The 25813-nt window shown below is 72.4% G+C and carries 21 protein-coding genes and 1 pseudogene; 15 read left to right on the forward strand and 7 right to left on the reverse strand.

All coding sequences use genetic code 11. From position 1 onward, the window contains the following. The first annotated feature begins 36 nt into the window (after positions 1 to 36). The 6 genes from dxr (at position 37) to V8690_RS31360 (ending at position 7365) form a co-directional block, all read left to right on the forward strand. Positions 37 to 1293, forward strand: a complete 1257-nt coding sequence (dxr, locus tag V8690_RS31335) for a 1-deoxy-D-xylulose-5-phosphate reductoisomerase (RefSeq protein ID WP_338783454.1) — start codon at positions 37 to 39, stop codon at positions 1291 to 1293. Positions 1294 to 1301: 8 nt separating this feature from the next. Further along, positions 1302 to 2594, forward strand: coding sequence for a site-2 protease family protein (locus V8690_RS31340; RefSeq protein ID WP_338785519.1), 1293 nt, complete (start codon positions 1302 to 1304; stop codon positions 2592 to 2594). Between the two features lie 168 nt (positions 2595 to 2762). After that, the gene (gene ispG / locus V8690_RS31345; RefSeq protein ID WP_338783455.1) at positions 2763 to 3920 is read left to right on the forward strand and encodes a flavodoxin-dependent (E)-4-hydroxy-3-methylbut-2-enyl-diphosphate synthase; all 1158 of its coding nucleotides are present in this window, start codon (positions 2763 to 2765) and stop codon (positions 3918 to 3920) included. Positions 3921 to 4125: 205 nt separating this feature from the next. Further along, positions 4126 to 4974 carry a GNAT family N-acetyltransferase gene (locus V8690_RS31350; protein ID WP_338783456.1) on the forward strand — a complete coding sequence of 283 codons (849 nt, stop codon included), beginning with the start codon at positions 4126 to 4128 and terminating at the stop codon, positions 4972 to 4974. A gap of 90 nt (positions 4975 to 5064) precedes the next feature. Continuing rightward, complete coding sequence (locus V8690_RS31355) at positions 5065 to 5595, forward strand: GNAT family N-acetyltransferase (RefSeq protein ID WP_338783457.1); 531 nt, start codon at positions 5065 to 5067, stop codon at positions 5593 to 5595. A gap of 69 nt (positions 5596 to 5664) precedes the next feature. Further along, positions 5665 to 7365: a proline--tRNA ligase gene (locus tag V8690_RS31360; RefSeq protein ID WP_338783458.1), complete on the forward strand. Its 1701-nt coding sequence runs from the start codon at positions 5665 to 5667 to the stop codon at positions 7363 to 7365. Positions 7366 to 7456: 91 nt separating this feature from the next. Here V8690_RS31360 and V8690_RS31365 read toward each other — a convergent pair whose 3' ends face one another. The 3 genes from V8690_RS31365 to V8690_RS31375 are packed head-to-tail and all read right to left on the reverse strand — an operon-like array spanning position 7457 to position 9432. Next, positions 7457 to 8395, reverse strand: a complete 939-nt coding sequence (locus V8690_RS31365; RefSeq protein ID WP_338783459.1) for an aminoglycoside phosphotransferase family protein — start codon at positions 8393 to 8395, stop codon at positions 7457 to 7459. A gap of 48 nt (positions 8396 to 8443) precedes the next feature. Continuing rightward, entirely contained in the window at positions 8444 to 8908 is a 465-nt protein-coding gene (locus V8690_RS31370) for a ferritin-like domain-containing protein (RefSeq protein WP_338783460.1), read from the reverse strand. After that, entirely contained in the window at positions 8905 to 9432 is a 528-nt protein-coding gene (locus tag V8690_RS31375; RefSeq protein ID WP_338783461.1) for a hypothetical protein, read from the reverse strand. The genes V8690_RS31370 and V8690_RS31375 overlap by 4 nt, the downstream gene beginning before the upstream one ends. Positions 9433 to 9685: 253 nt before the next feature. Here V8690_RS31375 and rimP point away from each other — a divergent pair, with 253 nt between their 5' ends. From rimP to V8690_RS31420, 9 genes and pseudogenes are all read left to right on the forward strand, one after another. Beyond that, positions 9686 to 10186 (forward strand): ribosome maturation factor RimP, encoded by a 501-nt coding sequence (gene rimP / locus V8690_RS31380; RefSeq protein WP_338783462.1) that lies wholly within the window; start codon positions 9686 to 9688, stop codon positions 10184 to 10186. Positions 10187 to 10188: 2 nt separating this feature from the next. Further along, complete coding sequence (gene nusA, locus V8690_RS31385) at positions 10189 to 11187, forward strand: transcription termination factor NusA (RefSeq protein WP_338783463.1); 999 nt, start codon at positions 10189 to 10191, stop codon at positions 11185 to 11187. 102 nt (positions 11188 to 11289) lie between these two features. Then, a complete protein-coding gene (locus V8690_RS31390; RefSeq protein WP_338783464.1) occupies positions 11290 to 11619 on the forward strand; it encodes a YlxR family protein in 330 nt (109 codons plus the stop codon). Between the two features lie 114 nt (positions 11620 to 11733). Next, complete coding sequence (gene infB / locus V8690_RS31395; protein WP_338783465.1) at positions 11734 to 14778, forward strand: translation initiation factor IF-2; 3045 nt, start codon at positions 11734 to 11736, stop codon at positions 14776 to 14778. 389 nt (positions 14779 to 15167) lie between these two features. Next, the gene (locus tag V8690_RS31400; RefSeq protein WP_338783466.1) at positions 15168 to 15461 is read left to right on the forward strand and encodes a DUF503 domain-containing protein; all 294 of its coding nucleotides are present in this window, start codon (positions 15168 to 15170) and stop codon (positions 15459 to 15461) included. Between the two features lie 44 nt (positions 15462 to 15505). Next, on the forward strand, positions 15506 to 15958 hold the full coding sequence (gene rbfA / locus V8690_RS31405; protein ID WP_338783467.1) for a 30S ribosome-binding factor RbfA: 453 nt from the start codon (positions 15506 to 15508) through the stop codon (positions 15956 to 15958). Beyond that, positions 15955 to 16860, forward strand: a complete 906-nt coding sequence (gene truB, locus V8690_RS31410) for a tRNA pseudouridine(55) synthase TruB (protein ID WP_338783468.1) — start codon at positions 15955 to 15957, stop codon at positions 16858 to 16860. The genes rbfA and truB overlap by 4 nt, the downstream gene beginning before the upstream one ends. 255 nt (positions 16861 to 17115) lie before the next feature. Next, positions 17116 to 20615: pseudogene (locus tag V8690_RS31415) on the forward strand (trypsin-like peptidase domain-containing protein); the annotation flags it as partial. A gap of 170 nt (positions 20616 to 20785) precedes the next feature. After that, the gene (locus V8690_RS31420; protein WP_338783469.1) at positions 20786 to 21739 is read left to right on the forward strand and encodes a bifunctional riboflavin kinase/FAD synthetase; all 954 of its coding nucleotides are present in this window, start codon (positions 20786 to 20788) and stop codon (positions 21737 to 21739) included. A 66-nt stretch (positions 21740 to 21805) separates the two neighbouring features. On the opposite strand, the gene V8690_RS31425 is transcribed toward V8690_RS31420, so the two are convergent. Genes V8690_RS31425 through V8690_RS31440 form a run of 4 tightly spaced genes read right to left on the reverse strand, consistent with a single transcriptional unit; the run spans position 21806 to position 25798 of the window. Continuing rightward, complete coding sequence (locus V8690_RS31425) at positions 21806 to 22831, reverse strand: ABC transporter ATP-binding protein (RefSeq protein ID WP_338783470.1); 1026 nt, start codon at positions 22829 to 22831, stop codon at positions 21806 to 21808. Beyond that, positions 22828 to 23847, reverse strand: a complete 1020-nt coding sequence (locus V8690_RS31430) for an ABC transporter ATP-binding protein (protein WP_338783471.1) — start codon at positions 23845 to 23847, stop codon at positions 22828 to 22830. The genes V8690_RS31425 and V8690_RS31430 overlap by 4 nt, the downstream gene beginning before the upstream one ends. Continuing rightward, a complete protein-coding gene (locus tag V8690_RS31435) occupies positions 23844 to 24755 on the reverse strand; it encodes an ABC transporter permease (protein WP_338783472.1) in 912 nt (303 codons plus the stop codon). The genes V8690_RS31430 and V8690_RS31435 overlap by 4 nt, the downstream gene beginning before the upstream one ends. Beyond that, a complete protein-coding gene (locus tag V8690_RS31440) occupies positions 24752 to 25798 on the reverse strand; it encodes an ABC transporter permease (RefSeq protein WP_338783473.1) in 1047 nt (348 codons plus the stop codon). Before V8690_RS31440 ends, V8690_RS31435 begins: the two co-directional genes overlap by 4 nt. Positions 25799 to 25813: the final 15 nt, after the last annotated feature.

Consider the following 25813-nt stretch of genomic DNA (forward strand, 5'->3'; position numbering starts at 1 on the left):
GTCCTCACACACGATGCTTACGGCAACAATGGAGGAATGAGCGACAGTCCAGCCCCCCTCGCCGACCCGCACCTCGTCTACGACCCGGTGGCGGGCGACGGCCCGAAGGACGTGGTGATCCTCGGTTCCACCGGGTCCATCGGCACGCAGGCCATCGACCTCGTGCTGCGCAACCCCGACCGGTTCCGGGTCACCGGCCTGTCTGCCAACGGCGGCCGGGTCGCCCTCCTCGCCGAGCAGGCGTACCGGCTGCGGGCGCGCACGGTCGCGGTCGCCCGCGAGGACGTCGTACCCGCCCTGCGCGAGGCGCTCACCGCGCAGTACGGCACGGGCGAGCCGCTCCCCGAGATCCTCGCCGGCCCGGACGCCGCCACGCAGCTGGCGGCGTCCGACTGCCACACCGTCCTGAACGGCATCACCGGCTCGATCGGACTCGCCCCGACCCTGGCCGCCCTGGAGGCGGGCCGCACCCTCGCGCTCGCCAACAAGGAGTCGCTCATCGTGGGCGGCCCGTTGGTCAAGGCCCTCGCCAAACCCGGGCAGATCATCCCGGTCGACTCCGAGCACGCCGCCCTCTTCCAGGCCCTGGCCGCCGGCACCCGCGCCGACGTCCGCAAGCTGGTCGTCACCGCCTCCGGCGGTCCGTTCCGCGGCCGTACGAAGGAGGAGCTGGCCCACGTCACCGTCGAGGACGCCCTCGCGCACCCCACGTGGGCCATGGGCCCGGTCATCACGATCAACTCCGCGACCCTCGTCAACAAGGGCCTGGAGGTCATCGAGGCACACCTCCTCTACGACATTCCCTTCGACGGCATTGAGGTGGTCGTGCATCCCCAGTCGTATGTCCACTCGATGGTTGAGTTCACGGATGGATCGACACTTGCCCAGGCGACCCCGCCCGACATGCGCGGGCCCATCGCCATCGGCATCGGCTGGCCCGAGCGGGTCCCCGACGCCGCACCCACCTTCGACTGGAGCAAGGCCTCGACCTGGGAGTTCTTCCCGCTCGACAACGAGGCCTTCCCGTCGGTGAACCTCGCCCGGCACGTCGGCGAGCTCGCGGGCACCGCCCCGGCGGTGTTCAATGCGGCCAACGAGGAGTGCGTGGAGGCGTTCCGGCAGGGCGCACTGCCCTTCAACGGGATCATGGAGACCGTCACCCGGGTCGTCGAGGAGCACGGCACCCCGCGTACGGGAACCTCACTCACCGTGTCGGACGTCCTCGAAGCGGAGACCTGGGCGCGGACCCGGGCCCGGGAACTGGCGGCACAGACGGCGGAGGCCCGTGCATGACGACCCTGATGTTCATCCTCGGCATAGGCCTCTTCGTGGTCGGCCTGCTGTTCTCGATCGCGTGGCACGAGCTGGGGCACCTGTCCACCGCCAAGCTGTTCGGCATCCGCGTGCCGCAGTACATGGTCGGTTTCGGCCCGACGATCTGGTCGCGCAAGAAGGGCGAGACGGAGTACGGGCTCAAGGCCATCCCGTTCGGCGGCTACATCCGCATGATCGGCATGTTCCCGCCCGGTCCCGACGGCCGGCTGGAGGTCCGCTCCACCTCCCCGTGGCGCGGCATGATCGAGGACGCCCGCTCGGCCGCGTACGAGGAGCTCGGGCCGGGCGACGAGAAGCGCATGTTCTACACGCGCGCGCCCTGGAAGCGCGTGATCGTGATGTTCGCGGGCCCCTTCATGAACCTGGTCCTGGCCGTGGCGCTGTTCCTCACCATCCTGATGGGCTTCGGCATCACCCAGCAGACCACCACCGTCAGCTCCGTCTCGCAGTGCGTCATCGCGCAGAGCGAGAACCGCGACAAGTGCGAGAAGGGCGACCCGGCCGCCCCGGCCGCCGCCGCGGGCCTCAAGGCGGGCGACAAGATCGTCTCCTTCAACGGCGTGCCGACCGACGACTGGAACAAGCTGTCCGACCTGATCCGTGCCAACCCCGGCAAGGAGGTGCCGATCGTCGTCGACCGCAAGGGCCAGGACGTCACCCTGCACGCGACGATCGCCACCAACCAGGTCGCCAAGAAGGACTCCGCCGGACAGATCGTCGAGGGCCAGTACGTCCAGGCCGGATTCCTCGGCTTCAGCGCCGCCACCGGCGTGGTCAAGCAGGACTTCGGCGAGTCCGTGACCTGGATGGGCGACCGGATCGGCGAGGCCGTCGACTCCCTCGCCGCCCTCCCCAGCAAGATCCCGGCCCTGTGGAACGCGGCCTTCGACGGCGCCCCCCGCGAGGCCGACTCCCCGATGGGCGTGGTCGGCGCGGCCCGCGTCGGCGGCGAGATCTTCACGCTCGACATTCCGCCGACCCAGCAGCTGGCCATGGCCCTCATGCTGGTCGCCGGCTTCAACCTCTCCCTGTTCCTGTTCAACATGCTCCCGCTGCTGCCGCTCGACGGCGGCCACATCGCGGGCGCCCTGTGGGAATCGCTGCGCCGCAACACGGCCAAGCTGCTGCGCCGGCCGGACCCCGGCCCCTTCGACGTGGCGAAGCTCATGCCGGTGGCGTACGTGGTCGCCGGGATCTTCATCTGCTTCACGATCCTGGTGCTGATCGCGGATGTGGTTAACCCGGTGAGAATCTCCTAGTCATACAGCGTTCGCGGCGGCCCGGCACACTTTGTGCCGGGCCGCCTCCCATTGAGTGGCAATGCGAGTGGGATGTGCCCGCGCCAAGGCATGTGCCGTAATCTCGAAGCTCGGAGCCCGCTGCTCACGGGACCGGACCTTGATCCACGACTTGGGGTTGCACAGCAGATGACTGCGATTTCTCTCGGCATGCCGTCCGTTTCGACCAAGCTCGCCGAGCGCCGGAAGAGCCGGCAGATCCAGGTCGGATCCGTGGCCGTCGGCGGAGACGCTCCCGTCTCGGTCCAGTCGATGACGACGACGCGTACGTCCGACATCGGCGCGACGCTCCAGCAGATCGCCGAACTCACCGCCTCCGGCTGCCAGATCGTCCGTGTCGCCTGCCCGACCCAGGACGACGCCGACGCCCTCGCGACCATCGCCCGCAAGTCGCAGATCCCGGTCATCGCCGACATCCACTTCCAGCCGAAGTACGTCTTCGCCGCGATCGAGGCGGGCTGCGCGGCGGTCCGCGTCAACCCCGGCAACATCAAGCAGTTCGACGACAAGGTCAAGGAGATCGCCAAGGCGGCCCGTGACCACGGCACCCCGATCCGCATCGGCGTCAACGCGGGCTCCCTCGACAAGCGCCTCCTCCAGAAATACGGCAAGGCGACCCCCGAGGCCCTGGTCGAGTCGGCCCTGTGGGAGGCGTCGCTCTTCGAGGAGCACGACTTCCGGGACATCAAGATCTCCGTCAAGCACAACGACCCGGTCATCATGATCGAGGCCTACAAGCAGCTCGCCGAGCAGTGCGACTACCCGCTGCACCTCGGCGTGACGGAGGCGGGCCCCGCCTTCCAGGGCACGATCAAGTCGGCGGTCGCCTTCGGCGCGCTGCTCAGCCAGGGCATCGGCGACACCATCCGGGTCTCCCTGTCGGCGCCGCCGGTCGAGGAGGTCAAGGTCGGCATCCAGATCCTGGAGTCGCTGAACCTGCGCCAGCGCGGCCTGGAGATCGTCTCCTGCCCGTCCTGCGGCCGCGCCCAGGTCGACGTCTACAAGCTGGCCGAAGAGGTCACGGCCGGCCTCACGGGCATGGAGGTCCCGCTCCGCGTCGCCGTCATGGGCTGCGTCGTCAACGGCCCCGGCGAAGCCCGCGAAGCCGACCTCGGCGTCGCCTCAGGCAACGGCAAGGGCCAGATCTTCGTCAAGGGCGAGGTCATCAAGACCGTCCCCGAGTCCAAGATCGTCGAGACCCTCATCGAAGAGGCCATGAAGCTGGCCGAGCAGATGGAGAAGGACGGCGTCACCTCGGGCGAGCCGTCGGTGGCGGTAGCGGGCTGAGGCTTCCAGGACTGGTGGTTTACCCGCGCCCTGTTTCAGGGGCGCGGGGCTGTGGTCGATATGCGGCTCCGCCACGTGGGCGCGACAAGCCACAGACAACCCGCAGCCGCCCGACAACGAGAAGCGCCCGAGCTCCAAGGCGCCCGCCCAAGCAGCGCAGCTATAGTGCGGAGACCAGCAGACCCGAGTGTGTGAGGCCCCGCACGTGTTGACGCAGACCACATCCCGGGTCCTCGAACCGAGCGACCTGGACGCCGCGCTGGCCGTACTCGACCGCGAGCCGGTCGCGAACGCCTTCGTGGCGTCCCGGGTGCAGATCGCCGGCCTCGACCCGTGGCGACTCGGCGGAGAGATGTGGGGCTGGTACGAGGACGGCATGCTGACGTCCCTGTGCTACGCGGGGGCCAACCTCGTCCCGATCTGCGCCACCCCGCGCGCCGTCCGCGCCTTCGCCGACCGCGCCCGCCGGGCCGGCCGCCGCTGCTCCTCCATCGTCGGCCCGGCCGGCTCCACCGCCGACCTGTGGCGGCTGCTGGAGCCCCAGTGGGGCCCGGCCCGCGACGTGCGCCGTCATCAGCCGCTGATGGTCACCGACCGCCTGCCGGAGGACATCGCCCCGGACCCCTACGTCCGTCGCGTCCGCAAGGACGAGATGGAGAAGATCATGCCGGCGTGTGTGGCGATGTTCACCGAGGAGGTCGGCGTCTCCCCGCTGGCCGGCGACGGCGGTCTCCTCTACCAGGCCCGCGTCGCCGAACTCGTCGGCTCCGGCCGCTCCTTCGCCCGCTTCGACACGGACGGCAAGGTCGTCTTCAAGGCCGAGATCGGCGCCGCGACCGACCGCGCCTGCCAGATCCAGGGCGTGTGGGTGGCCCCCGAATACCGGGGCACCGGCCTGGCGGCCCCCGGCATGGCAGCGGTCCTGCGCTACGCCCTGGCCGACATCGCCCCGGTGGCGAGCCTGTACGTCAACGACTTCAACACGGCAGCACGAAGGACGTACCAGAGGGTGGGCTTCCAGGAGGTCGGCGCTTTCATGAGCGTCCTGTTCTGAAGTGCCCTGACGGGGCGCGGTGATCCGCGCGGGCAACCCCGCGGAATCCGCCCCCGGACGACAACCGAAACGCCCCTGTAGGCTCCCCGCATGGACCTCGTGATCGGCCCACTCGACCTCCCCGCCCACGTCGACGAGGCCCTGGCCGTCCAAGCCGTAGCGTTCGGCCTCGGCCCCGACGAAGTCGCAGTCCGCCGCCAGATCGTCCTCCGCCACATGACCTACCCGGGCGCCCGCGCCCTCGGCGCAACAGTCGGCGGAAACCTCGTGGGTTTCGTCTACGGCATGCCCAACGACCGCACCCACTGGTGGTCCACGGTCGTGGAGCCGTACCTCAGGGCGAACCACCACGACCACTGGCTCGACGACGCCTTCGTGATCACCGAACTGCACGTCCATCCCGCCTACCAGAACCGCGGCATCGGACGCTCCCTGATCACCACGATCACCGACAGCGCCGACGAACCCCGCTCGATCCTCTCCGCGATCGACACCGAGAGCCCCGCCCGCGCGCTCTACCGTTCCCTCGGCTACCGGGACCTGGCCCGCCAGGTCCTCTTCCCGAGCGCCCCGAAGCCGTACGCGGTGATGGGCGCTCCGCTCCCGCTCCGCCGTCGTTAACCGATTTCCACCGCCCGGTACCCCCCGGATAACCTCCTGCCATCACCCACACGTAGCAGGAGCTAAACCATGGCGAACGTACCGGTCCAGCGCATGTCCCAGTTGTTGGCGAAGACGTTGCGCGACGACCCGGCGGACGCCGAGGTCCTCAGCCACAAGCTGCTCGTCCGCGCCGGTTACGTGCGCCGCACCGCCGCCGGAATCTGGAGCTGGCTGCCGCTCGGCAAGCGGGTCCTGGCCAATGTGGAGCGCATCGTCCGCGAGGAGATGGACGCCATCGGCGGCCAGGAGGTGCTGCTCCCCGCCCTGCTGCCGCGTGAGCCGTACGAGGCGACCGGCCGCTGGGACGAGTACGGCCAGGAGCTGTTCCGCCTCCAGGACCGCAAGGGCGGCGACTACCTCCTGGGCCCCACCCACGAGGAGATCTTCACGCTGCTGGTGAAGGACCAGGCGTCCTCCTACAAGGACCTGCCGGTGATCCTCTACCAGATCCAGCACAAGTACCGTGACGAGGCCCGCCCCCGCGCCGGCATCCTGCGCGGCCGCGAGTTCCTGATGAAGGACTCCTACTCCTTCGACACCGAGGACGAGGGCCTCGCGCAGTCCTACGCCCTGCACCGCGAGGCCTACCAGAAGATCTTCGCCCGCCTCGGCCTCGACTACCGCATCTGCGCCGCCACCGCCGGCGCGATGGGCGGGTCCAAGTCCGAGGAGTTCCTCGCCCCGGCCGAGGCCGGCGAGGACACCTTCGCCGACTGCCCGAACTGCGACTTCGCCGCCAACACCGAGGCGATCACGTACGAGCTGAAGCCTGTCGACGCGGCGGACGTGCCGGCCGCCGAGGACATCCCGACCCCGGACACCCCGACCATCGAGACCCTCGCCGCCTCTCTCGGCGTCCCGGCCTCGGCCACGCTGAAGAACCTCCTCGTCAAGGTCGACGGCGAGATCGTCGCCATCGGCGTCCCCGGCGACCGCGAGGTCGACCTGGACAAGGTCGAGGCGCACTTCGCCCCGGCCGTCGTCGAGCTGGTCACCGAGACGGACTTCGCGGCCCGCCCCGACCTGGTCCGCGGCTACGTCGGACCGCAGGGCCTGGACAAGGTCCCGTACATCGCCGATCCGCGGGTAGCCCCGGGCACGTCCTGGATCACCGGTGCGAACAAGGCCGGCACGCACACCAAGAACGTCGTTGCGGGCCGCGACTTCGAGGTCGGCGAGTACGTCGACGTCGTGGTCGTGCAGGAGGGCGACCCCTGCCCGAAGTGCGGCACGAGCCTCGTGCTCGACCGGGCCATCGAGATCGGCCACATCTTCCAGCTGGGCCGCAAGTACGCCGACGCCCTCAAGCTCGACGTCCTCGGCCAGAACGGCAAGCCGGTCCGCGTCACCATGGGCTCCTACGGCGTCGGCGTCTCCCGCGCGGTCGCCGCCCTGGCCGAGCAGACCGCCGACGACAAGGGCCTGTGCTGGCCCAAGGAGGTCGCCCCGGCCGACGTCCACGTGGTCGCCGCCGGCAAGGCCCTCCAGACCGAACTGGCCCTCGACATCTCCGGGAAGCTGGCCGCCGCCGGTGTCCGCGTCCTGGTCGACGACCGCCCCGGCGTCTCCCCGGGCGTCAAGTTCACCGACTCGGAGCTGATCGGCGTACCGCAGATCCTGGTGGCCGGGCGGCGCGCGGCCGACGGCGTCGTGGAACTGAAGGACCGCCGCACCGGCGAGCGCGAGGAGCTGACGGTCGAGGAGGCCGTCGCCCGGCTCACGGCCTGAGAGACCGGACCTCCGGGCGCCGGACGCGCTGACGATCCAGCGCGTCCGGCCCGCGAGGCCCTCACAGCTGGACCCTTCCGGCCCGGACGCCTTACAGCCACCCGGCGAACTCCAGCAGCAACTCCGCGTCCCGCTCCCGGCCGACCCGCCGTGCCCGCGCCCCGGACTCCACGGCCCGGAACAGCGTCCAGCCCCGCAACCGCTCCTGGTCCACGTCGAGCGACTCCGCGAGCCGCTTGACCCGCCGGCGGGTCGTCGCCGCACCGGACGGCTGGGCGATCAGGTCCTCCACCCGGTCGCGGACCAGCCGGGCCAGATCGAACGCGCACTCGCCGACCACCGGGTCGGGACCCACGGCCAGCCACGGCATCCGCTCCCCGGAGAGCACCTTGCTCTGCCGGAACGTGCCGTGCAGCAGCCGGTGTTCGGGCGGCGCGGCCAGTAGCTCCTCACGCGCCGCGAGCGCCACGTCGACCAGCGGCGCCACCTCGGGATCCACCCGGGCACGCGCCCGCATCGCCTCGGCCTGCCGCCCGGTCCGCTCGGCCACGGTCTCGAAGGGGTAGTCGGCGGGCGGCTCCACCCACAGCCGCCGCAGCGTCCCCGCCGCCTCCAGCAACGCCTTCGCCTCCGGCAGCGACCGCACCGACACGTCCGGATGCAGCCGCTCCAGCAGCAGCACGCCCTCGGTCGACGGGGGGATCTCCCCGCTCGAGCGAAGCCGAGAGCTAGGGGGAGGTTCGAGCAGCTGTACGGCACCCCGCCCGCCCCAGTGCGCGAGCGCGGCCCGCTCCGCCTCCGGGCGGGCCCGGCCAGGCGCCAGCTTCAGCACGGCGGGCGTTCCGTCGGCCGTCCGCACCAGCACGACCAGGCTGCTGCGCCCGCCGGGCACCTGCACCCGCTCCACAATCAACTCGCGTAGCGCGACGGCCTGCTGCGCCGTCCCGGGCAGCTTCTCCAGCCAGTCGTCACCGTCCGGTGCCGTCTCACCGAGCGCCCTGTCCAGACGCTTCGGCGGTTCGAAAACCATGCGCGAGTCGTTCCCTTCGTGCTGTCCGCGGTGCGTGCCCCGCGCGGGTCACGCCGTCGGCGCCGCCAAGGGCGGAGCCGTGCCGGCCCGCTCGGCGAGCCCAGGGAAGGCTACGCTCTCGCCGCGCCAGCGCACCGCCCGCACCGCCGCCTCCCGCAGCGCCTCGGCGGCCAGGGCCCGTCGCCCGCCGCCCGCCGCGCGCACCAGGTCCGAGTACACCGCGGCCACCCGGTCCTCCAGCTCGGCGGCGAGCCGTACGGCCGCCGCCGCGTCCGGCACCGGGAACGGCAGCGCGTACCCGGCGGCGGCCGCCACGGGCCTGCTCCCCAGATCCTTCACCTCGCGCACCAGCGCGTCCCGGCGCGCCCGGTGCGCGTCGTACGCGGTCCGCGCCTCGGCACGCTGCCCCTCGCCGATCCGCCCGCCGACCACGCCGTACCCGTACACCGCCGCGTGCTCGGCCGCCAGCGCCGCCTGGAGGGCCCGCAGCTCCCGGTCCTTCGCCTCGCTCACGCGCCACCCTCCGTCAGCAGATACACGTGCGCCGCCCCGGCCGCCGCCACCGATGCCAGAAGCCGCGCCAGCTCGCCCGGCACGTCGAGCAGCGCCTTGGCCCGCCGGTCGGCGAGCTCCCGCTCCGCGGCGGCGAGCGCGGCGAGCGCGTCCTTGTCGTCGCCCGGCACGGCGGTGGCCGGGGGAGATGCGGAAGAGGGGGAGGGAGAGGCGGACGCCTCCCGGCCCGCGTCCCCTCCGAAGGCCCGCGCATGCCGTACGGCCTCCGCCCGCAGCGGCCGCAGCCGCTCCGCGAGCCCCGGGTGGGCGGCGATCACGGCGTCGTACCGCTCCACCAGCCCCTCGCTGTCCCGCGCCGCACGCGCGCGTGCCCGGCGTTCCGCCGCCGACGGGCCGTCCCCCGGGTCGCCCCGGTCCTCGTCGCCGCCGGTGCAGCCGGCCAGGGCGAGGGCCGTCGGGCCGACGGCGAGCAGAGTCCTTCTGCGCGGCCCCGAGCGGGCGCGCGGCGATGAGGGGAACGGCACGTCAGACGTCCTCGGGGGGCTCGTACGAGAAGGGAGCGACTCTAAGGGCCCTTCTGCTCCTTCTCCTGCGGAGATCCAGCAGAAGGGCCCTAGGGCTGAACGCCCGTGATCACGGTACCCGGGCCGCCGCCCGGGACCACTCAGCGGCACCGTTCGTCACCGGGTGGACGGCAACACACCCCGCGACCGGATACCCTTTGACCAGACACGCGACCCATCCCACAACAGCACACGCGGCCGAGGAGTCACCCGGATGAGCACCACCCAGAGCGAGAGGCTGCGAGAACTGCTGGAACCGCTCGTCACATCCCAGGGCCTGGATCTCGAAGAGATCGAAGTGGACTCCGTCGGGCGCAAGCGTGTGCTGCGCGTCGTCGTCGACTCGGACACCGGTGCGGACCTGGACCAGATCGCCGATGTGAGCCGCGCGCTCTCGGCGAAGCTCGACGAGACGGACGCTATGGGCGAGGGGGAGTACACCCTCGAGGTCGGCACCCCGGGCGCGGAGCGCCTCCTCACGGAACACCGGCACTACGTCCGCGCCACGGGCCGGCTGGTGAGGTTCCAGCTGGCCGAGGGCGGCGAGCTGGTCGCCAGGATCCTCAAAGTCGACGACGAGGGCGTCGACACCGAGGTGCCCGGGGTCAAGGGCCGCAAGGCCACCGCGCACAGACTCGCCTTCGACGACATCGTCCGGGCACGCGTCCAGGTCGAGTTCAGCCGCAAGGACAACAAGAAGGAAGAGGAGGCGTAGCCGTGGACATCGACATGAGTGCCCTGCGGGGCTTGGTTCGGGAGAAGGAGATCTCCTTCGACCTGCTGGTCGAGGCGATCGAATCGGCCCTCCTCATCGCCTACCACCGCACCGAGGGAAGCCGCCGCCACGCGCGCGTGGAGCTCAACCGGGAGACCGGCCATGTGACCGTGTGGGCGAAGGAGGACCCAGAGGACCTCGAGGAGGGCCAGGAGCCCCGCGAGTTCGACGACACCCCGTCCGGCTTCGGCCGTATCGCCGCCACCACGGCCAAGCAGGTCATCCTCCAGCGCCTGCGCGACGCCGAGGACGACGCGACGCTCGGCGAGTACGTCGGCCGTGAGGGCGACATCGTCACCGGTGTGGTCCAGCAGGGCCGCGACCCGAAGAACGTGCTGGTGGACATCGGCAAGCTCGAGGCCATCCTGCCGGTGCAGGAGCAGGTGCCGGGCGAGACGTACCCGCACGGCATGCGGCTGCGGTCGTATGTCGTCCGGGTGGCCAAGGGCGTCCGCGGCCCGTCCGTGACGCTGTCCCGTACGCATCCCAATCTGGTGAAGAAGCTCTTCGCCCTGGAGGTGCCGGAGATCGCCGACGGGTCCGTGGAGATCGCCGCGATCGCCCGTGAGGCCGGTCACCGCACCAAGATCGCCGTCCGGTCCACCCGGTCCGGTCTGAACGCCAAGGGCGCCTGTATCGGCCCCATGGGCGGCCGCGTGCGCAACGTGATGGGCGAGCTGAACGGCGAGAAGATCGACATCGTCGACTGGTCGGACGACCCGGCCGAGATGGTGGCGAACGCGCTGTCCCCGGCCCGCGTCTCCAAGGTGGAGATCGTGGACATGGCGACCAGGTCGGCCCGGGTGACCGTGCCCGACTACCAACTGTCCCTGGCCATCGGCAAGGAAGGGCAGAACGCCCGCCTCGCCGCCCGGCTGACCGGCTGGCGGATCGACATCCGGCCGGACACGGAACCGGCCGCGGACCGGACCGGGGAATAGATCCAAGCCGCGGGTCGTTCAGATCACGACAGGTTCGGACGCGGCACCTGTTCGAATCCTGCCCCAAAGGGGTGAGGTGCCTACGGGGAGGTAGACTTAACGGTGTCTGGCCGGACACGCACCCGCGCATGCCCTGAACGCACCTGTGTGGGGTGTCGGGAGCGAGTGGCCAAGGCCGATCTGTTGCGGATCGTGGCGGTCGAGGGCGCATGCGTCCCTGATCCACGCGGTACGCTGCCCGGCCGGGGTGCGTATGTGCATCCCACACCGGTCTGTCTTGACCAGGCGGTTCGCCGCCGGGCGTTCACGAGGGCACTGCGCGCCCCGGGAGCGCTCGACACAAAGGCGTTGCGCCGGTACGTCGAGCAGACAACAGTTGCCGATCAGGGCAACACGGTAAGAACGCGCCGCACGGAACCCCGTGCGGTCTAGGTACCTCGCGAGTCGAAAGCAGGTCGAGATTGCGATGAGCACTCGATGAGTACGCGATGAGTACGCCCATGAACTAGCGACGGTCCGGCTTCACCCGGACCTCAAAGGAGCGAAGTGGCTAAGGTCCGGGTCTACGAACTCGCCAAGGAGTTCGGTGTCGAGAGCAAGGTCGTCATGGCCAAGCTCCAGGAGCTCGGTGAATTCGTCCGTTCGGCGTCTTCGACCATCGAAGCGCCCGTTGTACGCAAGCTGACTGACGCATTCCAGCAGGGCGGCGGCAACGGCAAGTCCGCCGCGAAGCCCGCGGCCCCCAAGAAGGCCGCCCCCCGTCCCGCGGCGCCCTCTCCGGCGCAGTCGGCCCGTCCGGCTGCCCCGAAGCCGTCGGCCGCGCCCAAGCCTCCGGCTGCCCAGCAGCCGTCGGCCCCGTCGGCCCCCGCGCCGTCCCCCGGTCCGCGTCCGACGCCGGGCCCCAAGCCCGCGCCGCGTCCGGCCCCGGCCGCGCCCGAGTTCACGGCGCCGCCCTCGGCTCCGTCCTCTCCGGCCGGGCCGAAGCCCGGCGCGCGTCCCGGCGCCCCCAAGCCCGGCGGTCGCCCCTCCGGTGGTCCCGGCCAGGGCCAGGGCGGCCAGGGCCAGCGTCCTGGTGGTCAGGGTCCGCGTCCCGGCGCTCCGGCGCCGCGTCAGGGTTCCCGTCCGGCCGGTCCGCGTCCGGGTAACAACCCCTTCACCTCGGGTGGCTCCACCGGCATGGCGCGCCCGCAGGCGCCCCGTCCGCAGGGCTCCCGTCCCGGCCCCGGCGGTCCCGGTGGCGGTCCCCGTCCCCAGGCGCCCGGCGCCCAGGGCGGCGGTCCGCGTCCGCAGGCTCCGGGCGGCAACCGCCCGACCCCGGGTTCGATGCCGCGTCCGCAGGGCGGCGGCCCGCGTCCCGGTGGCGGTTCCGCCGGTCCGCGTCCGAACCCCGGCATGATGCCGCAGCGTCCCGCTGCCGGCCCGCGTCCCGGTGGCGGCCCTGGTGGCCGTGGTCCGGGCGGTGCGGGTCGTCCCGGCGGCGGCGCCGGTCGTCCGGGTGGCGGCGGCGGTTTCGCCGGTCGTCCCGGTGGCGGTGGCGGCGCCGGTCGTCCGGGTGGCGGCGGCGGTTTCGCCGGTCGTCCCGGTGGCGGTGGCGGCGGCTTCGGTGGCGGCGGTGGCCGTCCCGGCTTCGGCGGTCGTCCCGGCGGTCCCGGTGGTCGTGGTGGCACGCAGGGCGCCTTCGGCCGTCCCGGCGGTCCCGCGCGTCGTGGCCGTAAGTCGAAGCGGCAGCGCCGTCAGGAGTACGAGGCCATGCAGGCCCCGTCGGTCGGCGGCGTGATGCTGCCTCGCGGCAACGGCGAGACCGTTCGCCTGTCGCGCGGTGCGTCGCTCACCGACTTCGCGGAGAAGATCAACGCCAACCCGGCGTCGCTCGTCGCGGTCATGATGAACCTCGGCGAGATGGTCACTGCCACGCAGTCCGTCTCCGACGAGACGCTCCAGCTCCTCGCCGACGAGATGAACTACACGGTTCAGATCGTCAGCCCCGAGGAGGAGGACCGCGAGCTCCTGGAGTCCTTCGACATCGAGTTCGGCGAGGACGAGGGCGACGAGGAGGACCTGGTGGTCCGCCCGCCGGTCGTCACCGTCATGGGTCACGTCGACCACGGTAAGACCCGACTGCTGGACGCCATCCGCAAGACGAACGTCATCGCGGGCGAGGCCGGCGGCATCACCCAGCACATCGGTGCCTACCAGGTCGCGACCGAGGTCAACGACGAAGAGCGCAAGATCACCTTCATCGACACCCCGGGTCACGAGGCGTTCACCGCCATGCGTGCCCGTGGTGCGAGGTCGACCGACATCGCGATCCTGGTCGTCGCGGCCAACGACGGCGTCATGCCGCAGACGGTCGAGGCGCTCAACCACGCCAAGGCGGCCGACGTCCCGATCGTCGTCGCGGTCAACAAGATCGACGTCGAGGGCGCCGACCCGACCAAGGTGCGCGGTCAGCTCACCGAGTACGGGCTGGTGGCCGAGGAGTACGGCGGCGACACGATGTTCGTCGACATCTCCGCCAGGCAGGGTCTGAACATCGACTCCCTGCTGGAGGCCGTGATCCTCACGGCCGACGCCTCGCTCGACCTGCGGGCCAACCCCCACCAGGACGCGCAGGGCATCGCGATCGAGTCCCGTCTCGACCGCGGCCGCGGTGCCGTGTCGACGGTCCTCGTCCAGCGCGGCACGCTGCGGGTCGGCGACACCATGGTGGTCGGCGACGCGTACGGCCGAGTCCGGGCGATGCACGACGACAACGGCAACCTCGTCACCGAGGCGGGCCCGTCGGCGCCGGTCCAGGTCCTGGGCCTGACCAACGTCCCGGGTGCGGGCGACAACTTCCTCGTGGTCGACGAGGACCGTACGGCCCGTCAGATCGCGGAGAAGCGTGCGGCGCGCGAGCGCAACGCGGCCTTCGCGAAGCGCACGCGCCGTGTGTCGCTGGAGGACCTGGACAAGGTGCTCAAGGCCGGCGAGGTCCAGCAGCTGAACCTGATCATCAAGGGTGACGCTTCTGGTTCCGTCGAGGCTCTCGAGTCCTCCCTGCTCCAGCTGGACGTCGGCGAAGAGGTCGACATCCGCGTCCTGCACCGCGGCGTCGGTGCGGTCACGGAGTCCGACATCGACCTGGCGATGGGCTCGGACGCCATCGTGATCGGCTTCAACGTGCGCGCCGCCGGGCGTGCGCAGCAGATGGCCGAGCGCGAGGGCGTGGACGTCCGGTACTACTCGGTCATCTACCAGGCGATCGAGGAGATCGAGGCGGCCCTCAAGGGCATGCTCAAGCCGGAGTTCGAGGAGGTCGAGCTCGGTACGGCGGAGATCCGCGAGGTCTTCAAGTCGTCCAAGCTGGGCAACATCGCGGGTGTTCTCATCCGCTCCGGCGAGGTCAAGCGCAACACCAAGGCCCGCCTCATCCGCGACGGCAAGGTGGTCGCGGAGAACCTCAACATCGAGGGCCTGCGTCGCTTCAAGGACGACGTCACCGAGATCCGCGAAGGGTTCGAGGGCGGTATCAACCTCGGCAACTTCAACGACATCAAGGTCGACGACGTCATCGCGACGTACGAGATGCGCGAGAAGCCGCGGGTGTAACACCCACGGCACCCAGACCGGCCGACGCGGCACCGCCGCGTCGGCCGGCTGGCCGTTTGTCTCACCGGCGGACAGACTCGGCGCAGCCCGCCGGGGTGCCTCGGCACCCCACCGGGCTGCGCAGGGGCGAAGCCCCGCGAGGGGTGCAGGGTTGAGGCCCCGCGAGGGGTGCTGGCGTGAGGCCGCGAGAGGGGCGCAGGGGACGCAGGCCCCGCCCGGGCCTGGGGCGGAGCCCCAGGGGGCAGGGCCTCCTGGCCAACCGTGTCGGGCGGGTGGCCGGGCAAAGGAAAACCCCGTCGAGCCACCGGCAGGTACGCGGTACCGTTCTTGATGTCCCTGCCCCAACCGCAGGGCCATCGATCCCGTACCGGCGGGTCATCCGGATACACATGTACGTGGGGACGCTGTCCTTCGACCTGCTCCTCGGCGACGTACGGTCGCTGAAGGAGAAGCGCTCCGTCGTCCGCCCCATCGTCGCCGAGCTCCAGCGCAAGTACGCGGTGAGCGCGGCCGAGGTGGATCACATGGACCTCCACCGCAGGGCCGTCATCGGCCTCGCGCTGGTGTCCGGCGACGCGGCGCACCTGAGCGACGTACTCGACCGGTGCGAACGGCTGGTCGCCGCCCGCCCCGAGGTGGAGCTGCTGTCCGTCAGGCGGCGCTTCCACGGCGAAGACGACTGACGAACCGAGAACGACCCAGACAGGAAAGAACGGGAGACGGACCAGTGGCCGACAACGCGCGGGCCAAGAGGCTGGCGGACCTCATCCGGGAAGTGGTGGCCCAGAAGCTGCAGCGCGGGATCAAGGACCCGCGGCTCGGCTCGCACGTCACCATCACGGACACGCGGGTCACGGGTGACCTGCGGGAGGCGACCGTCTTCTACACCGTGTACGGGGACGACGAGGAGCGGAACGCGGCCGCAGCGGGCCTGGAGAGCGCCAAGGGCATCCTGCGCTCCGAGGTCGGCCGGGCCGCCGGTGTGAAGTTCACGCCGACCCTGACCTTCGTCATGGACGCCCTACCGGACACCGCCCGGAACATCGAGGACCTCCTCGACAAGGCGCGCCAGTCCGACGCGAAGGTGCGCGAGGCGTCCGCGGGCGCGAAGTACGCCGGCGACGCCGACCCGTACCGCAAGCCGGACGAGGACGACGAGACGGACGACACCGCCGAATGACCCAGAAGCACACCACGCCCGACGGCCTCGTCATCGTCGACAAGCCGTCGGGCTTCACTTCGCACGACGTCGTCGCCAAGATGCGCGGCATCGCCAGGACGCGACGCGTCGGGCACGCCGGCACCCTCGACCCGATGGCGACGGGCGTCCTCGTCCTCGGCGTCGAGAAGGCCACCAAACTCCTCGGCCACCTCGCACTGACCGAGAAGGAGTACCTGGGCACCATCCGGCTCGGGCAGAACACCCTCACCGACGACGCCGAGGGGGAGATCACCTCCTCCACGGACGCCTCCGGGGTCACCCGCGACGCCATCGACGCCGGCATCGCCAAGCTGACCGGCGACATCATGCAGGTGCCGTCCAAGGTCAGCGCCATCAAGATCAATGGCGTGCGGTCCTACAAGCGGGCCAGGGACGGCGAGGAATTCGACATCCCGGCCCGGCCCGTCACGGTGTCCTCCTTCGGCGTGTACGACGTCCGGGAGGTCATCGCCGAGGATGGCACGGCCGTACTCGACCTGGTCGTCTCGGTCGTCTGCTCCTCCGGCACGTACATCCGGGCCCTGGCCCGCGACCTGGGCGCCGACCTCGGAGTCGGCGGACATCTCACCGCCCTGCGCCGCACCCGCGTCGGCCCCTACAAGCTGGACGCGGCCCGCACCCTGGACCAGCTCCAGCAGGAGTTGACCGTGATGCCGGTCGCCGAGGCCGCCGCGGCCGCGTTCCGGCGCTGGGACGTCGACGCCCGGCGCGCCCGGCTGCTCACCAACGGCGTACGGCTGGACATGCCCGAGGAGTACGCGGGCTCCGGCCCCGTCGCCGTCTTCGACCCGGAGGGCCGCTTCCTCGCCCTCGTCGAGGAGCAGCGGGGCAAGGCCAAGAGCCTGGCCGTCTTCGGCTGACGGCACGCCGGGACCGTCCGCCCGTGGAGCGGCGACCACGGGGTACCTCCGCTGCCGCCGCTCCACGGTCCCCCCTCGGTTCCCCCACCCCTAGGGTGTATCCAGCCGCCCCGCTTCGTTCACCCGTCCGTGCAGGCGCTCGGAGTGAACCGGGGGAGCGGAAGGGGGCGCTTTCGCCGAGCGATCTGTCCCGCTGATCATCTCGCCCCTACCGTCGAACACAAGGGCACGGGTGTACGGCGGGGAGGCTCGACGATGACGTCGCGAAACCGGTCCGGGGAGACACACGACAGCGCACCAGACTCCCAGGACCGCCCCGGAACAGCGGAGCGGACGACCGAGGGAACCGACGGCGGGGCATCCGGCCCGGCCCTCGTCCGTGTCCACGACCTCGCCGGCCGCCCCGGGGCACCGGCTTCGTGGCCGACCACCACGGCACGCTCGTCACCAGCCACGAGGCGGTCGACGGCCTGCCCCGGCTCGTCCTGTACGGAGCCGGGGACCGCCGCCGGGTCGTGTCCGCCGACGCGGTGACCCCGCTGCCCGCGCTCGGCCTGGCCCTCGTACGGACCGAGGGCCTCGGCGTGCCGCCGCTGCCCGTCACCGCGCGGGGCGGGGCCGGTACCGGCACCTATGTGCGGATCGCCGCCGGAGGCTGGCGCGAGGCCAGGGTGCTGGGCTCGACCGCCGTGACGTACACGGCCACGGACCGCCTCCACCGCCTCGACGGCGCGCTGGAGCTGGCGGTGGGCACGGCGGGGCGGGACGCGCTGCGGCTGGGCGGCGGAGCGGCCGGCGGCCCGGTGCTCGACGCCGCGACCGGCGCCGTCGTCGGTGTCCTCGGCACCGCGCTCAGCTCCGCCCACAGCGACGTCGGGTTCGCCGTACCGCTGCATGCCCTGGTCTCCGGCGCGGCGGGCCCGCTCGCCGAGCTGCTCGCCGAGAACGCGGCGACGGTCCCCGCGTACGGCGCCGACCTCAACCTGGCCGGGGCGCTGGAGCTGACCGGCACCGCGGTGGGGCTGGACGGCCCGCCCGGCGGCACGGGTCTCCCGGAGCCGGTCGAACGGGCGGCGGTGGTGGACGAGTTCAGCGCGTTCACGGCAGCCCCGGCGGCCGTGCTCGGCCTCGTCGGGGCGCCCGGCAGCGGTCGTACGACGGAACTCGCGGCGCTCGCCGCGCGCCGCGCCCGCAGCGGGCATCCCACGCTGTGGCTGCGCGGCTGCGAACTGCGGGACGACGACGCCTCGGTGGCCGACGCGGCACGCCGGGCGCTGACCCGGGCCGCCCCTGTCGTGGCCGCGTCCCGGCCCCGTTTCCTGCCGGCCGACCTGGGCGACACCACGCCCGAGCGCCTCGCCCGCCTCGCCGGTGCCCTCGGCCGGCCCCTGCTGCTGCTCCTCGACGGCCCGGAGGAGATGCCTTCGGCGCTGGCCCGCCGCCTGGCCGACTGGACGGACGGGACGGTGCGGTGGCTGCGCGAGACGGGCGTGCGGCTGGTCGTGGCGTGCCGGGCGGAGTACTGGGAGGGGGCGGGGTTCCCGGCGGAGGTCCTGCACCGGCCGGCCGGTGCCCAAGAGCGGTCCGCGTGCGTGCGCCTCGGTGATCTCACCGAGGACGAGGCCCGTCAGGCCCGCCTGCGCCACGGCATCCCGGAGAGCGCCCTCGTCGACACCGACGCCCGGCACCCCCTCACCCTGCGGCTGCTCGCCGAGATCCGGGAGGCCCTCGGTGCCCTCGACGGCCCGGAGATCGCCGGTGCTCCCGACAGTCCCGGCGGCCCCGGCGTCACCGTCGGCCGCGACGATGTCTTCGCGGCCTACCTGGACCTGATGTCCCTGCGCATCGCCGCGCGGCTGGCCGCCGGGAACGGCCTGGGCGGCACGGCCGTACGCCGGCTGGCCGCGAAGGTCGCCGGGCAGGTGCACGAGGCCGCCCGGCGCAGCCTCGCACCCGGGCTGGGGGATCTGGACAGGAAGGCGTTCGAGACCGTGTTCCCATGGGGGCCCGCACCCGCGCGGCTCGGCGGCGGCACCGGCTGGGCGTCGGCCGTCCTCGCCGAGGGGCTGCTCGTGCCCGCCGGAGCCGGCTACCGCTTCGCCCACGAGGAGCTCGCCGACTGGCTCCAGGGCCTGCACCTCGACCTCGCCGAGGCCCTGCACGCCCTGGTCCACCGCGGGCATGACGCGCACTGCGACCCCGTCCCGCACCACCGCATCGGGCCCGTCGTCCAGGCGCTGCTGTTCCTCGCCCGCCAGCACGGGACCGACCAACTGGCCTCCCGGCTGACGGACCTGGTGCACGCCCTGGACGCCGACCCACGGTCCTGGTGGGCCGCCCGGCTGCTCGCCGGAACCCTGTCGGCCGTGCCCGAGGCGACGCCGTACACGGAGGTGCTGCGGCTGCTCGCCGACCGGATCGTGGCCTGGCGGCGGCAGGACAGGCCCGTGCCGGAGGAGGTCGGGCCCGCCTTCTGGGCCGGCGTACGGCTGCCGGAGGGCGAGCGGTTCGCCCTGCTGAGGCGGCTGGTGCACGCCGACGGCCCGCCGTGCGAGGCCGGTCCCCGGTTCCTGGACACGGTCGCGCGGCTGCTGGCCGCCGACCCCACCGCCGTACAGCCGCTGCTGGCCCGCTGGTTCGACGACGAGCAGCCGCTGCCCGCCACCCCGCACGCGACCGTCGCCACGGCCGCGCAGGCGCTGCTGCACACCCACCGGCACAGCGCCCTGGACGACCTGGCGGACGTGCTCGTCGACCGCGCGCACCGGAGGGCCGACGAACTGCTCGCCGTGCTGGCCGAGGAGGAGCCGTCGGCGGTGTGCCGGGCCGTCGACCGGTGGGCGCGCGACGAGCGGCCGGCGCGACGCAGTGCCGCGATGGCGCACGGCCTGCGCGTCGCGCCGCACGTGAGCACCGGAGGCGACCGCGCCCTGCTGCGCTACGCGGCCCTCACCCTGCTCGCCCGCCCCACCGACCGGGCCCTGCACGGCGGCGCCCTCGCCCTCCTCGTCCAGGATCCGCACACCCGGGCCCGGTATCTGCCGCGGGCGCTGGAGCACTTCGCGGCGGGCGACCCGCACCTCCCGCCGCACGCGCCGGCCGCCGCCCTCCTGGCCCACCCCGAGCCGGTCCTCGGCGCCTTCGCTGCGCGGCTGGAGCGGCCGGACCCGGAGGAGGCGCTGCGGGCGCTCGCCGACGCCACCCCGCGCGGCCTGGCCCGGCGGGTCGCCGCGCTGGTAGGGCGGGCGGCACAGCAGCGGCCGGAACTCGCCGGGCACATGGCCGCGTACGTGGACCAGCGGCTCGACCGGGGCCCCGCCGCCCGGGCCGTGCTCCTGCCGCTGGTCACCGGCCTGCTGGAGGGCGGCCCGGTGCGGCTGCGATGCGCCCTCGCCGCGGTCCTCATCGAACCCGGCATCCCCGCCTCCCGCCCGCTGCGCCGCGAGCTGCGCGACGCGCTCCTGGCCCGCGAGCACGACATCGACGTCCTGGACGCGCTGCTGGACGCCGCCGCCCGGAACGGCGGCGGCGACGACCTGCGCGACCTCGTCCGCCGCGTCGGACTGCTCCTCGCGAGCACCCCGGAGGGCGCCGGCCGCTTCGACCGCGCCCTGGTCGACCTCGGCCGGCACGTGCCCGGCTTCGCCGCCCGCGTGGCCGGCTGGCTGGCCGACGCGCCCGAGGAGTGGGCGGCGCTGGTCGGGCCGAGTTCCCACCGGACGATCGAGAACCTGGCGGGCGTACGCGTCCCCGCCCGACGGATCCCGCGCACGTCGGAGGGGATCGCAGGGTCGTGCGCCCTGTCACAGCCCCATGCCGATGCGGGCCGCAGGCACCCGGCATGGCACCCTTAGACCTGCGTACGAGGCAACCAGGAACAACCACGGACACGGGTTCGACCAGCTTTCGACAAGGAGCAGGCACAGTGCAGCGCTGGCGTGGCTTGGAGGACATCCCCCAGGACTGGGGGCGCAGCGTCGTCACCATCGGCTCCTACGACGGAGTCCACCGCGGACACCAGCTGATCATCCGGCATGCCGTGAACCGCGCCCGGGAGCTGGGCGTGCCCGCCGTCGTCGTCACCTTCGACCCGCATCCCAGCGAGGTCGTCCGCCCCGGCAGTCACCCGCCGCTGCTCGCCCCGCACCACCGCCGCGCCGAACTCATGGCCGGCCTGGGCGTGGACGCGGTGCTCATCCTGCCCTTCACGACCGAGTTCTCGAAGCTGTCCCCGGCCGACTTCGTCGTCAAGGTGCTCGTCGACAAGCTGCACGCCAAGGCCGTCGTCGAGGGCCCCAACTTCCGCTTCGGGCACAAGGCCGCCGGCAACGTGGAGTTCCTCGCCGCGCAGGGCAAGATCTACGACTTCGAGGTCGAGGTCGTCGACCTGTACGTGACCGGCGAGGCAGGTGGCGGTGAGCCGTTCTCCTCGACGCTGACCCGTCGTCTGGTCGCCGAGGGCGACGTGGAGGGCGCCGCCGAGATCCTGGGCCGTCCGCACCGGGTGGAGGGCGTGGTCGTCCGGGGCGCCCAGCGCGGCCGCGAGATGGGGTTCCCGACCGCCAACGTCGAGACGCTGCCGCACACCGCCATTCCCGCCGACGGTGTCTACGCCGGCTGGCTGCACGCCCAGGGCGAGGCGATGCCGGCCGCCATCTCCGTCGGCACGAACCCGCAGTTCGAGGGCACCGAGCGCACGGTGGAGGCGTACGCCATCGACCGCGTCGGGCTGGACCTGTACGGGTTGCATGTCGCGGTCGACTTCCTGGCGTTCGTGCGGGGGCAGGCGAAGTTCGACACGCTCGACGCGCTGCTGGAGCAGATGGGGCAGGACGTTCAGAAGTGCAGGGAGCTGGTGGCGGCTGACGAGGCTGCCTAGTTCGCTTGTGGGCCGTCTGCGAGTGTGTGGGGGCTTGGCGCGCCCACGCGGCGGAGCCGCATAGTGTCACAGCCTCGCGCCCCTGAGGGCGGACGACGCTGCCCAGTGGCAAGCCACCTGCGATTCCCCGCCCCCACTCAGGACCTTCAGGTCCTGGTTCCTGCACGCGTCGGCCACTCCCGCTGTCTCCGCCTCACCGCTCGCGAGAATCTGGCAGCGCACATGGAAGCGGCAGCCGGACGGCACCCGCGACGGGTCCGGGGGCTCGCCGGTGAGGACCACCGGGTCACCGGGGGCTTCCGGGAGCACCGACAGCAGGGCCTGGGTGTACGGGTGACGGGGCGCGGTCAGGACCTGCTCCACGGCGCCCGTCTCCACGATCCGGCCCAGGTACATCACGGCGACCCGGTCGGCGATGTTCCAGGCCAGCCCAAGGTCGTGCGTGACGACCAGCGCGGACAGGCCCAGCTCGGTGCGCAACCGCAGCAGCAGGGCGAGGATCTCACCGCGCACGGAGGCGTCGAGGGACGCCACCGGCTCGTCGGCGACGAGGAGTTCGGGTCCCAGGACGAGCGCGCCCGCGATGACGACCCGCTGGCGCTGCCCGCCGGACAGTTCGTGCGGGTAGCGCAGGAAGAAGCGCTCCGGGGGGCGGAGACCGGCCCGGGACAGGGCCTGTGCGACCGCCGTCCGCTCGTCGCCGCCGTAGCCGTGGATGCGCAGGCCCTCGGCGACCGCGTCGTACACCGTGTGCCGCGGGTTGAGCGAGCCGCTCGGGTCCTGGAGGACCAGCTGGACCCGCTTGCGGTACGCCTTGAGGGACCGGCCGGAGTACTCCAGCGTGCGGCCGTCGAAGGCGACCCGGCCCGAGGTCGGCTCGACCAGGCCCAGCAGACAGCGGGCCAGGGTCGTCTTGCCGCAGCCGGACTCGCCGACCAGCGCGACGATCTCGCCGGGCCGGATGTCGAGATCGACCCCGTCCACCGCGCGGGCCCGGGGGCCGCCGTGCCGGCCGGGGAAGGTGACGTGCAGGTCCTGGGCGCTCAGCAGAGGTGCCGTGGTGACCTCGGGGGCCGTGGGGGACGTGGTCATGGCGTGCTGGGCCTCGCTTCCTCCAGGGCTTCCGGATCCTGAGGCTCCGCCCGCGGCTCGTCCGGCGGGGGTCCGACCAGGACGCACGCCGCCCGGCGCCCCGGCCCCGCCTCGTGCAGCACCGGGTCCACCTCCGGGCAGGACTCCAGCGCCACCGGGCACCGCGGATGGAACGTACAGCCGGACGGCAGCGCCGCCGGATCGGGCGGATCACCCGCCAGCCCTCGCGGAGCGAACCGGGAGGCCGGGTCGCCGATGCGCGGGAACGCGGCCGACAGGGCCCTGGCGTACGGGTGCCGGGCGTCCTCGTACACCTGCTGGGCCGGGCCCTCCTCGACCACCCGCCCCGCGTACATCACCGCGAGCCGGTCACAGGTGTCGGCGAGGACCGCCAGGTCGTGGCTGATCATGATCAGGCCCAGGCCCTGGTCCGCGACGAGCTGTTCGACGAGCCGGAGGATCTGCGCCTGGATCATCACGTCGAGCGCGGTGGTCGGCTCGTCGGCGATGATCAGCCGCGGATCGCAGGCCAGCGCCATGGCGATCATGACGCGCTGCCGCTGCCCGCCGGACAGCTCGTGCGGATAGGCGTCCGCGCGGGCCGCCGGCAGGCCGACCTGCTCCAGCAGCTCTCCGGTCTTCTTCTTCGCCCCGGCCGGGGTGGCCTTCCGGTGCAGCAGGATCGGCTCGGCGATCTGGTCGCCGATGCGGTGCACGGCGTTCAGCGAGTGCATCGCTCCCTGGAAGACGACGGAGGCCCCGGCCCAGCGGACCGCCCGAACCCGGCCCCACTTCATCGTCAGCACGTCCTCGCCGTCGAGCAGGACCTCACCCGTGATGCGGGTCCCGGCGGGCAGCAGCCGCAGCAGGGCCAGCGCCAGCGTGGACTTGCCGCAGCCGGACTCCCCGGCGAGGCCGAGCTTCTGGCCGGCGTCCAGACGCAGATCCACCCCGCGCACGGCGGCAGCCCCGCCCGCGTACGTCACCGTCAGGTCCCTGACGTCGAGCAGCGTCACCGCGACACCCCCAGCCTGGGGTTGAGGACGGACTCCACGGCCCGCCCGCACAGCGTGAACGCCAGCGCCACCACGGCGATGGCGATACCCGGCGGCACCAGGTACCACCAGTCCCCGGCACTGACCGCGCCCGCCTCCCGCGCGTCCTGGAGCAGCCCGCCCCACGACACGACCGTGGGGTCACCGAGGCCGAGGAAGGCCAGCGTCGCCTCGGCGAGGATGGCGGTGGAGATGATCAGGGTCGTCTGGGCCAGCACCAGCGGCATGACGTTGGGCAGCACGTGCCGGGACATGATGTGCCAGTGGCCGCCGCCGAGCGCCTTCGCCCGCTCGATGTACGGCCGCGTCTCCACGGCGAGGGTCTGCGCGCGCACCAGGCGGGCCGTGGTCGGCCAGGTGGTGACGCCGATCGCGATGACCGTCGTGGTCAGCGAGCGGGACATCACGGTGGCCAGGGCGATCGCCAGCACCAGCGTCGGCATGACCAGGAACCAGTCGGTGATCCGCATCATCACCGTCGCGTACCAGCCCTTGAAGTGGCCCGCCGTGACCCCGATCAGCGTGCCGATCGCGACCGACAGCACGGCGGCCAGCAGCCCGACCAGCAGCGACACCCGCGAGCCCCACACCACCAGGCCCAGCAGGTCCCGGCCGAACTGGTCGGTGCCGAGCGGGAACTCGGCGCTCGGGCTCTGCATCGGATGCCCCGGCGCGTCGGTCACACTGCTCACGCCGGAGCCGACGAACAGCGGCGCGAACAGCGCCAGCAGCGCGCAAAGCGCGAGCGCGGTCAGGCCGTACAGCCCCGCCCGCTCGGCGCGGTACTGCCGCCAGAAGCGCGCGACGGAGGCCCGGCGCCGCTGCCGGGCGAGGGCGCGCGGGCTCAGGGCCGTGTCGGTCGTCGTCATCGGGCCACCCGGGGGTCCAGCAGCGGATAGACCAGGTCGGCGAGGGTGTTCATCACGATCACAGCGGCGGCGAACACGAAGAACAGCCCCTGCACCAGCGGCAGGTCGGGCACGCTCAGCGCCTGGTAGAACAGCCCGCCGAGGCCTGGCCAGGAGAACACCGTCTCCACCAGGATCACGCCCGCCACCGTCCGGCCGAGGTTGATGAAGATCAGCGTCACGGTCGGCAGCAGCGCGTTCGGCACGGCGTGCCGGCGCCGCACCAGGTCGTCGCGCAGCCCCTTGGCCCGCGCGGTGGTCAGATAGTCGCTGCCCATCTCGTCCAGCAGCGCCGACCGCGTGACCAGCAGCGTCTGCCCGTACTCCACGGCCACCAGCGTCACCACCGGCAGCACCAGATGGTGCGCCACGTCGACGACGTACGCGAAGCCCTCCTTGCCGCCCGACTCCATGCCGCCGGTGGGGAACATGCCCGGGATCGGGCCGATGCCCACCGACAGCACGATGATCAGCAGCAGCCCGAGCCAGAAGGACGGGATGGAGTACAGGGTCAGCGCCAGGCCGGTGTGGATCCGGTCGCCGAGCCCGCCGCGCCGCCAGGCCGACCGGGTGCCGAGGAAGATGCCCAGCGCGGTGTAGAGGACGAAGGCGGTCCCGGTGAGCAGCAGGGTGTTCGGCAGCGCCTCGGTGATCTTGTCGACGACGGGAGCACGGAACTGGTACGACGTCCCCAAGTCGCCGGTGAGCGCCTTGCCGCAGTAGTCCGTGAACTGCCGCCACAGCGGCAGGTCGAGCCCGAACTCCTCGCGGTAGGCGGCCAGTTGCTCGGCCGAGACCTGACGGCCGCCCGTCATGGTCTTGACCGGGTCGCCGGGGATCAGCCGGAAGAGGAAGAAGCTGGTGACGAGCACGGCCAGCAGCGAAACGAGCGCACCGGCCAGCTTGCCCGCCAGGTACCGCGGGTACGCGGAGCTCTTGCGTACCCGAGGCCCGGCCGCCGTGTGCTTGTCCTCGACCAGTGCGGGGGTCGCGTCAGCGGTCATCAGTGCCCGCTCGCC

The organism is Streptomyces sp. DG1A-41 (assembly GCF_037055355.1).
Lineage (GTDB): Bacteria > Actinomycetota > Actinomycetes > Streptomycetales > Streptomycetaceae > Streptomyces.

Excerpts from the sequence above, each read along its gene's own strand:
- V8690_RS31400 (WP_338783466.1), top strand. The coding sequence starts at position 15,168 with ATGTACGTGGGGACGCTGTCCTTCGACCTGCTCCTCGGCGACGTACGG.
- rimP (WP_338783462.1), top strand. The coding sequence starts at position 9,686 with ATGAGCACCACCCAGAGCGAGAGGCTGCGAGAACTGCTGGAACCGCTC.
- V8690_RS31425 (WP_338783470.1), bottom strand. The coding sequence starts at position 22,831 with ATGACCACGTCCCCCACGGCCCCCGAGGTCACCACGGCACCTCTGCTG.
- V8690_RS31365 (WP_338783459.1), bottom strand. The coding sequence starts at position 8,395 with ATGGTTTTCGAACCGCCGAAGCGTCTGGACAGGGCGCTCGGTGAGACG.
- truB (WP_338783468.1), top strand. The coding sequence starts at position 15,955 with ATGACCCAGAAGCACACCACGCCCGACGGCCTCGTCATCGTCGACAAG.
- V8690_RS31360 (WP_338783458.1), top strand. The coding sequence starts at position 5,665 with ATGGCGAACGTACCGGTCCAGCGCATGTCCCAGTTGTTGGCGAAGACG.
- V8690_RS31435 (WP_338783472.1), bottom strand. The coding sequence starts at position 24,755 with ATGACGACGACCGACACGGCCCTGAGCCCGCGCGCCCTCGCCCGGCAG.
- V8690_RS31340 (WP_338785519.1), top strand. The coding sequence starts at position 1,302 with ATGTTCATCCTCGGCATAGGCCTCTTCGTGGTCGGCCTGCTGTTCTCG.
- V8690_RS31355 (WP_338783457.1), top strand. The coding sequence starts at position 5,065 with ATGGACCTCGTGATCGGCCCACTCGACCTCCCCGCCCACGTCGACGAG.
- dxr (WP_338783454.1), top strand. The coding sequence starts at position 37 with ATGAGCGACAGTCCAGCCCCCCTCGCCGACCCGCACCTCGTCTACGAC.
- V8690_RS31440 (WP_338783473.1), bottom strand. The coding sequence starts at position 25,798 with ATGACCGCTGACGCGACCCCCGCACTGGTCGAGGACAAGCACACGGCG.
- ispG (WP_338783455.1), top strand. The coding sequence starts at position 2,763 with ATGACTGCGATTTCTCTCGGCATGCCGTCCGTTTCGACCAAGCTCGCC.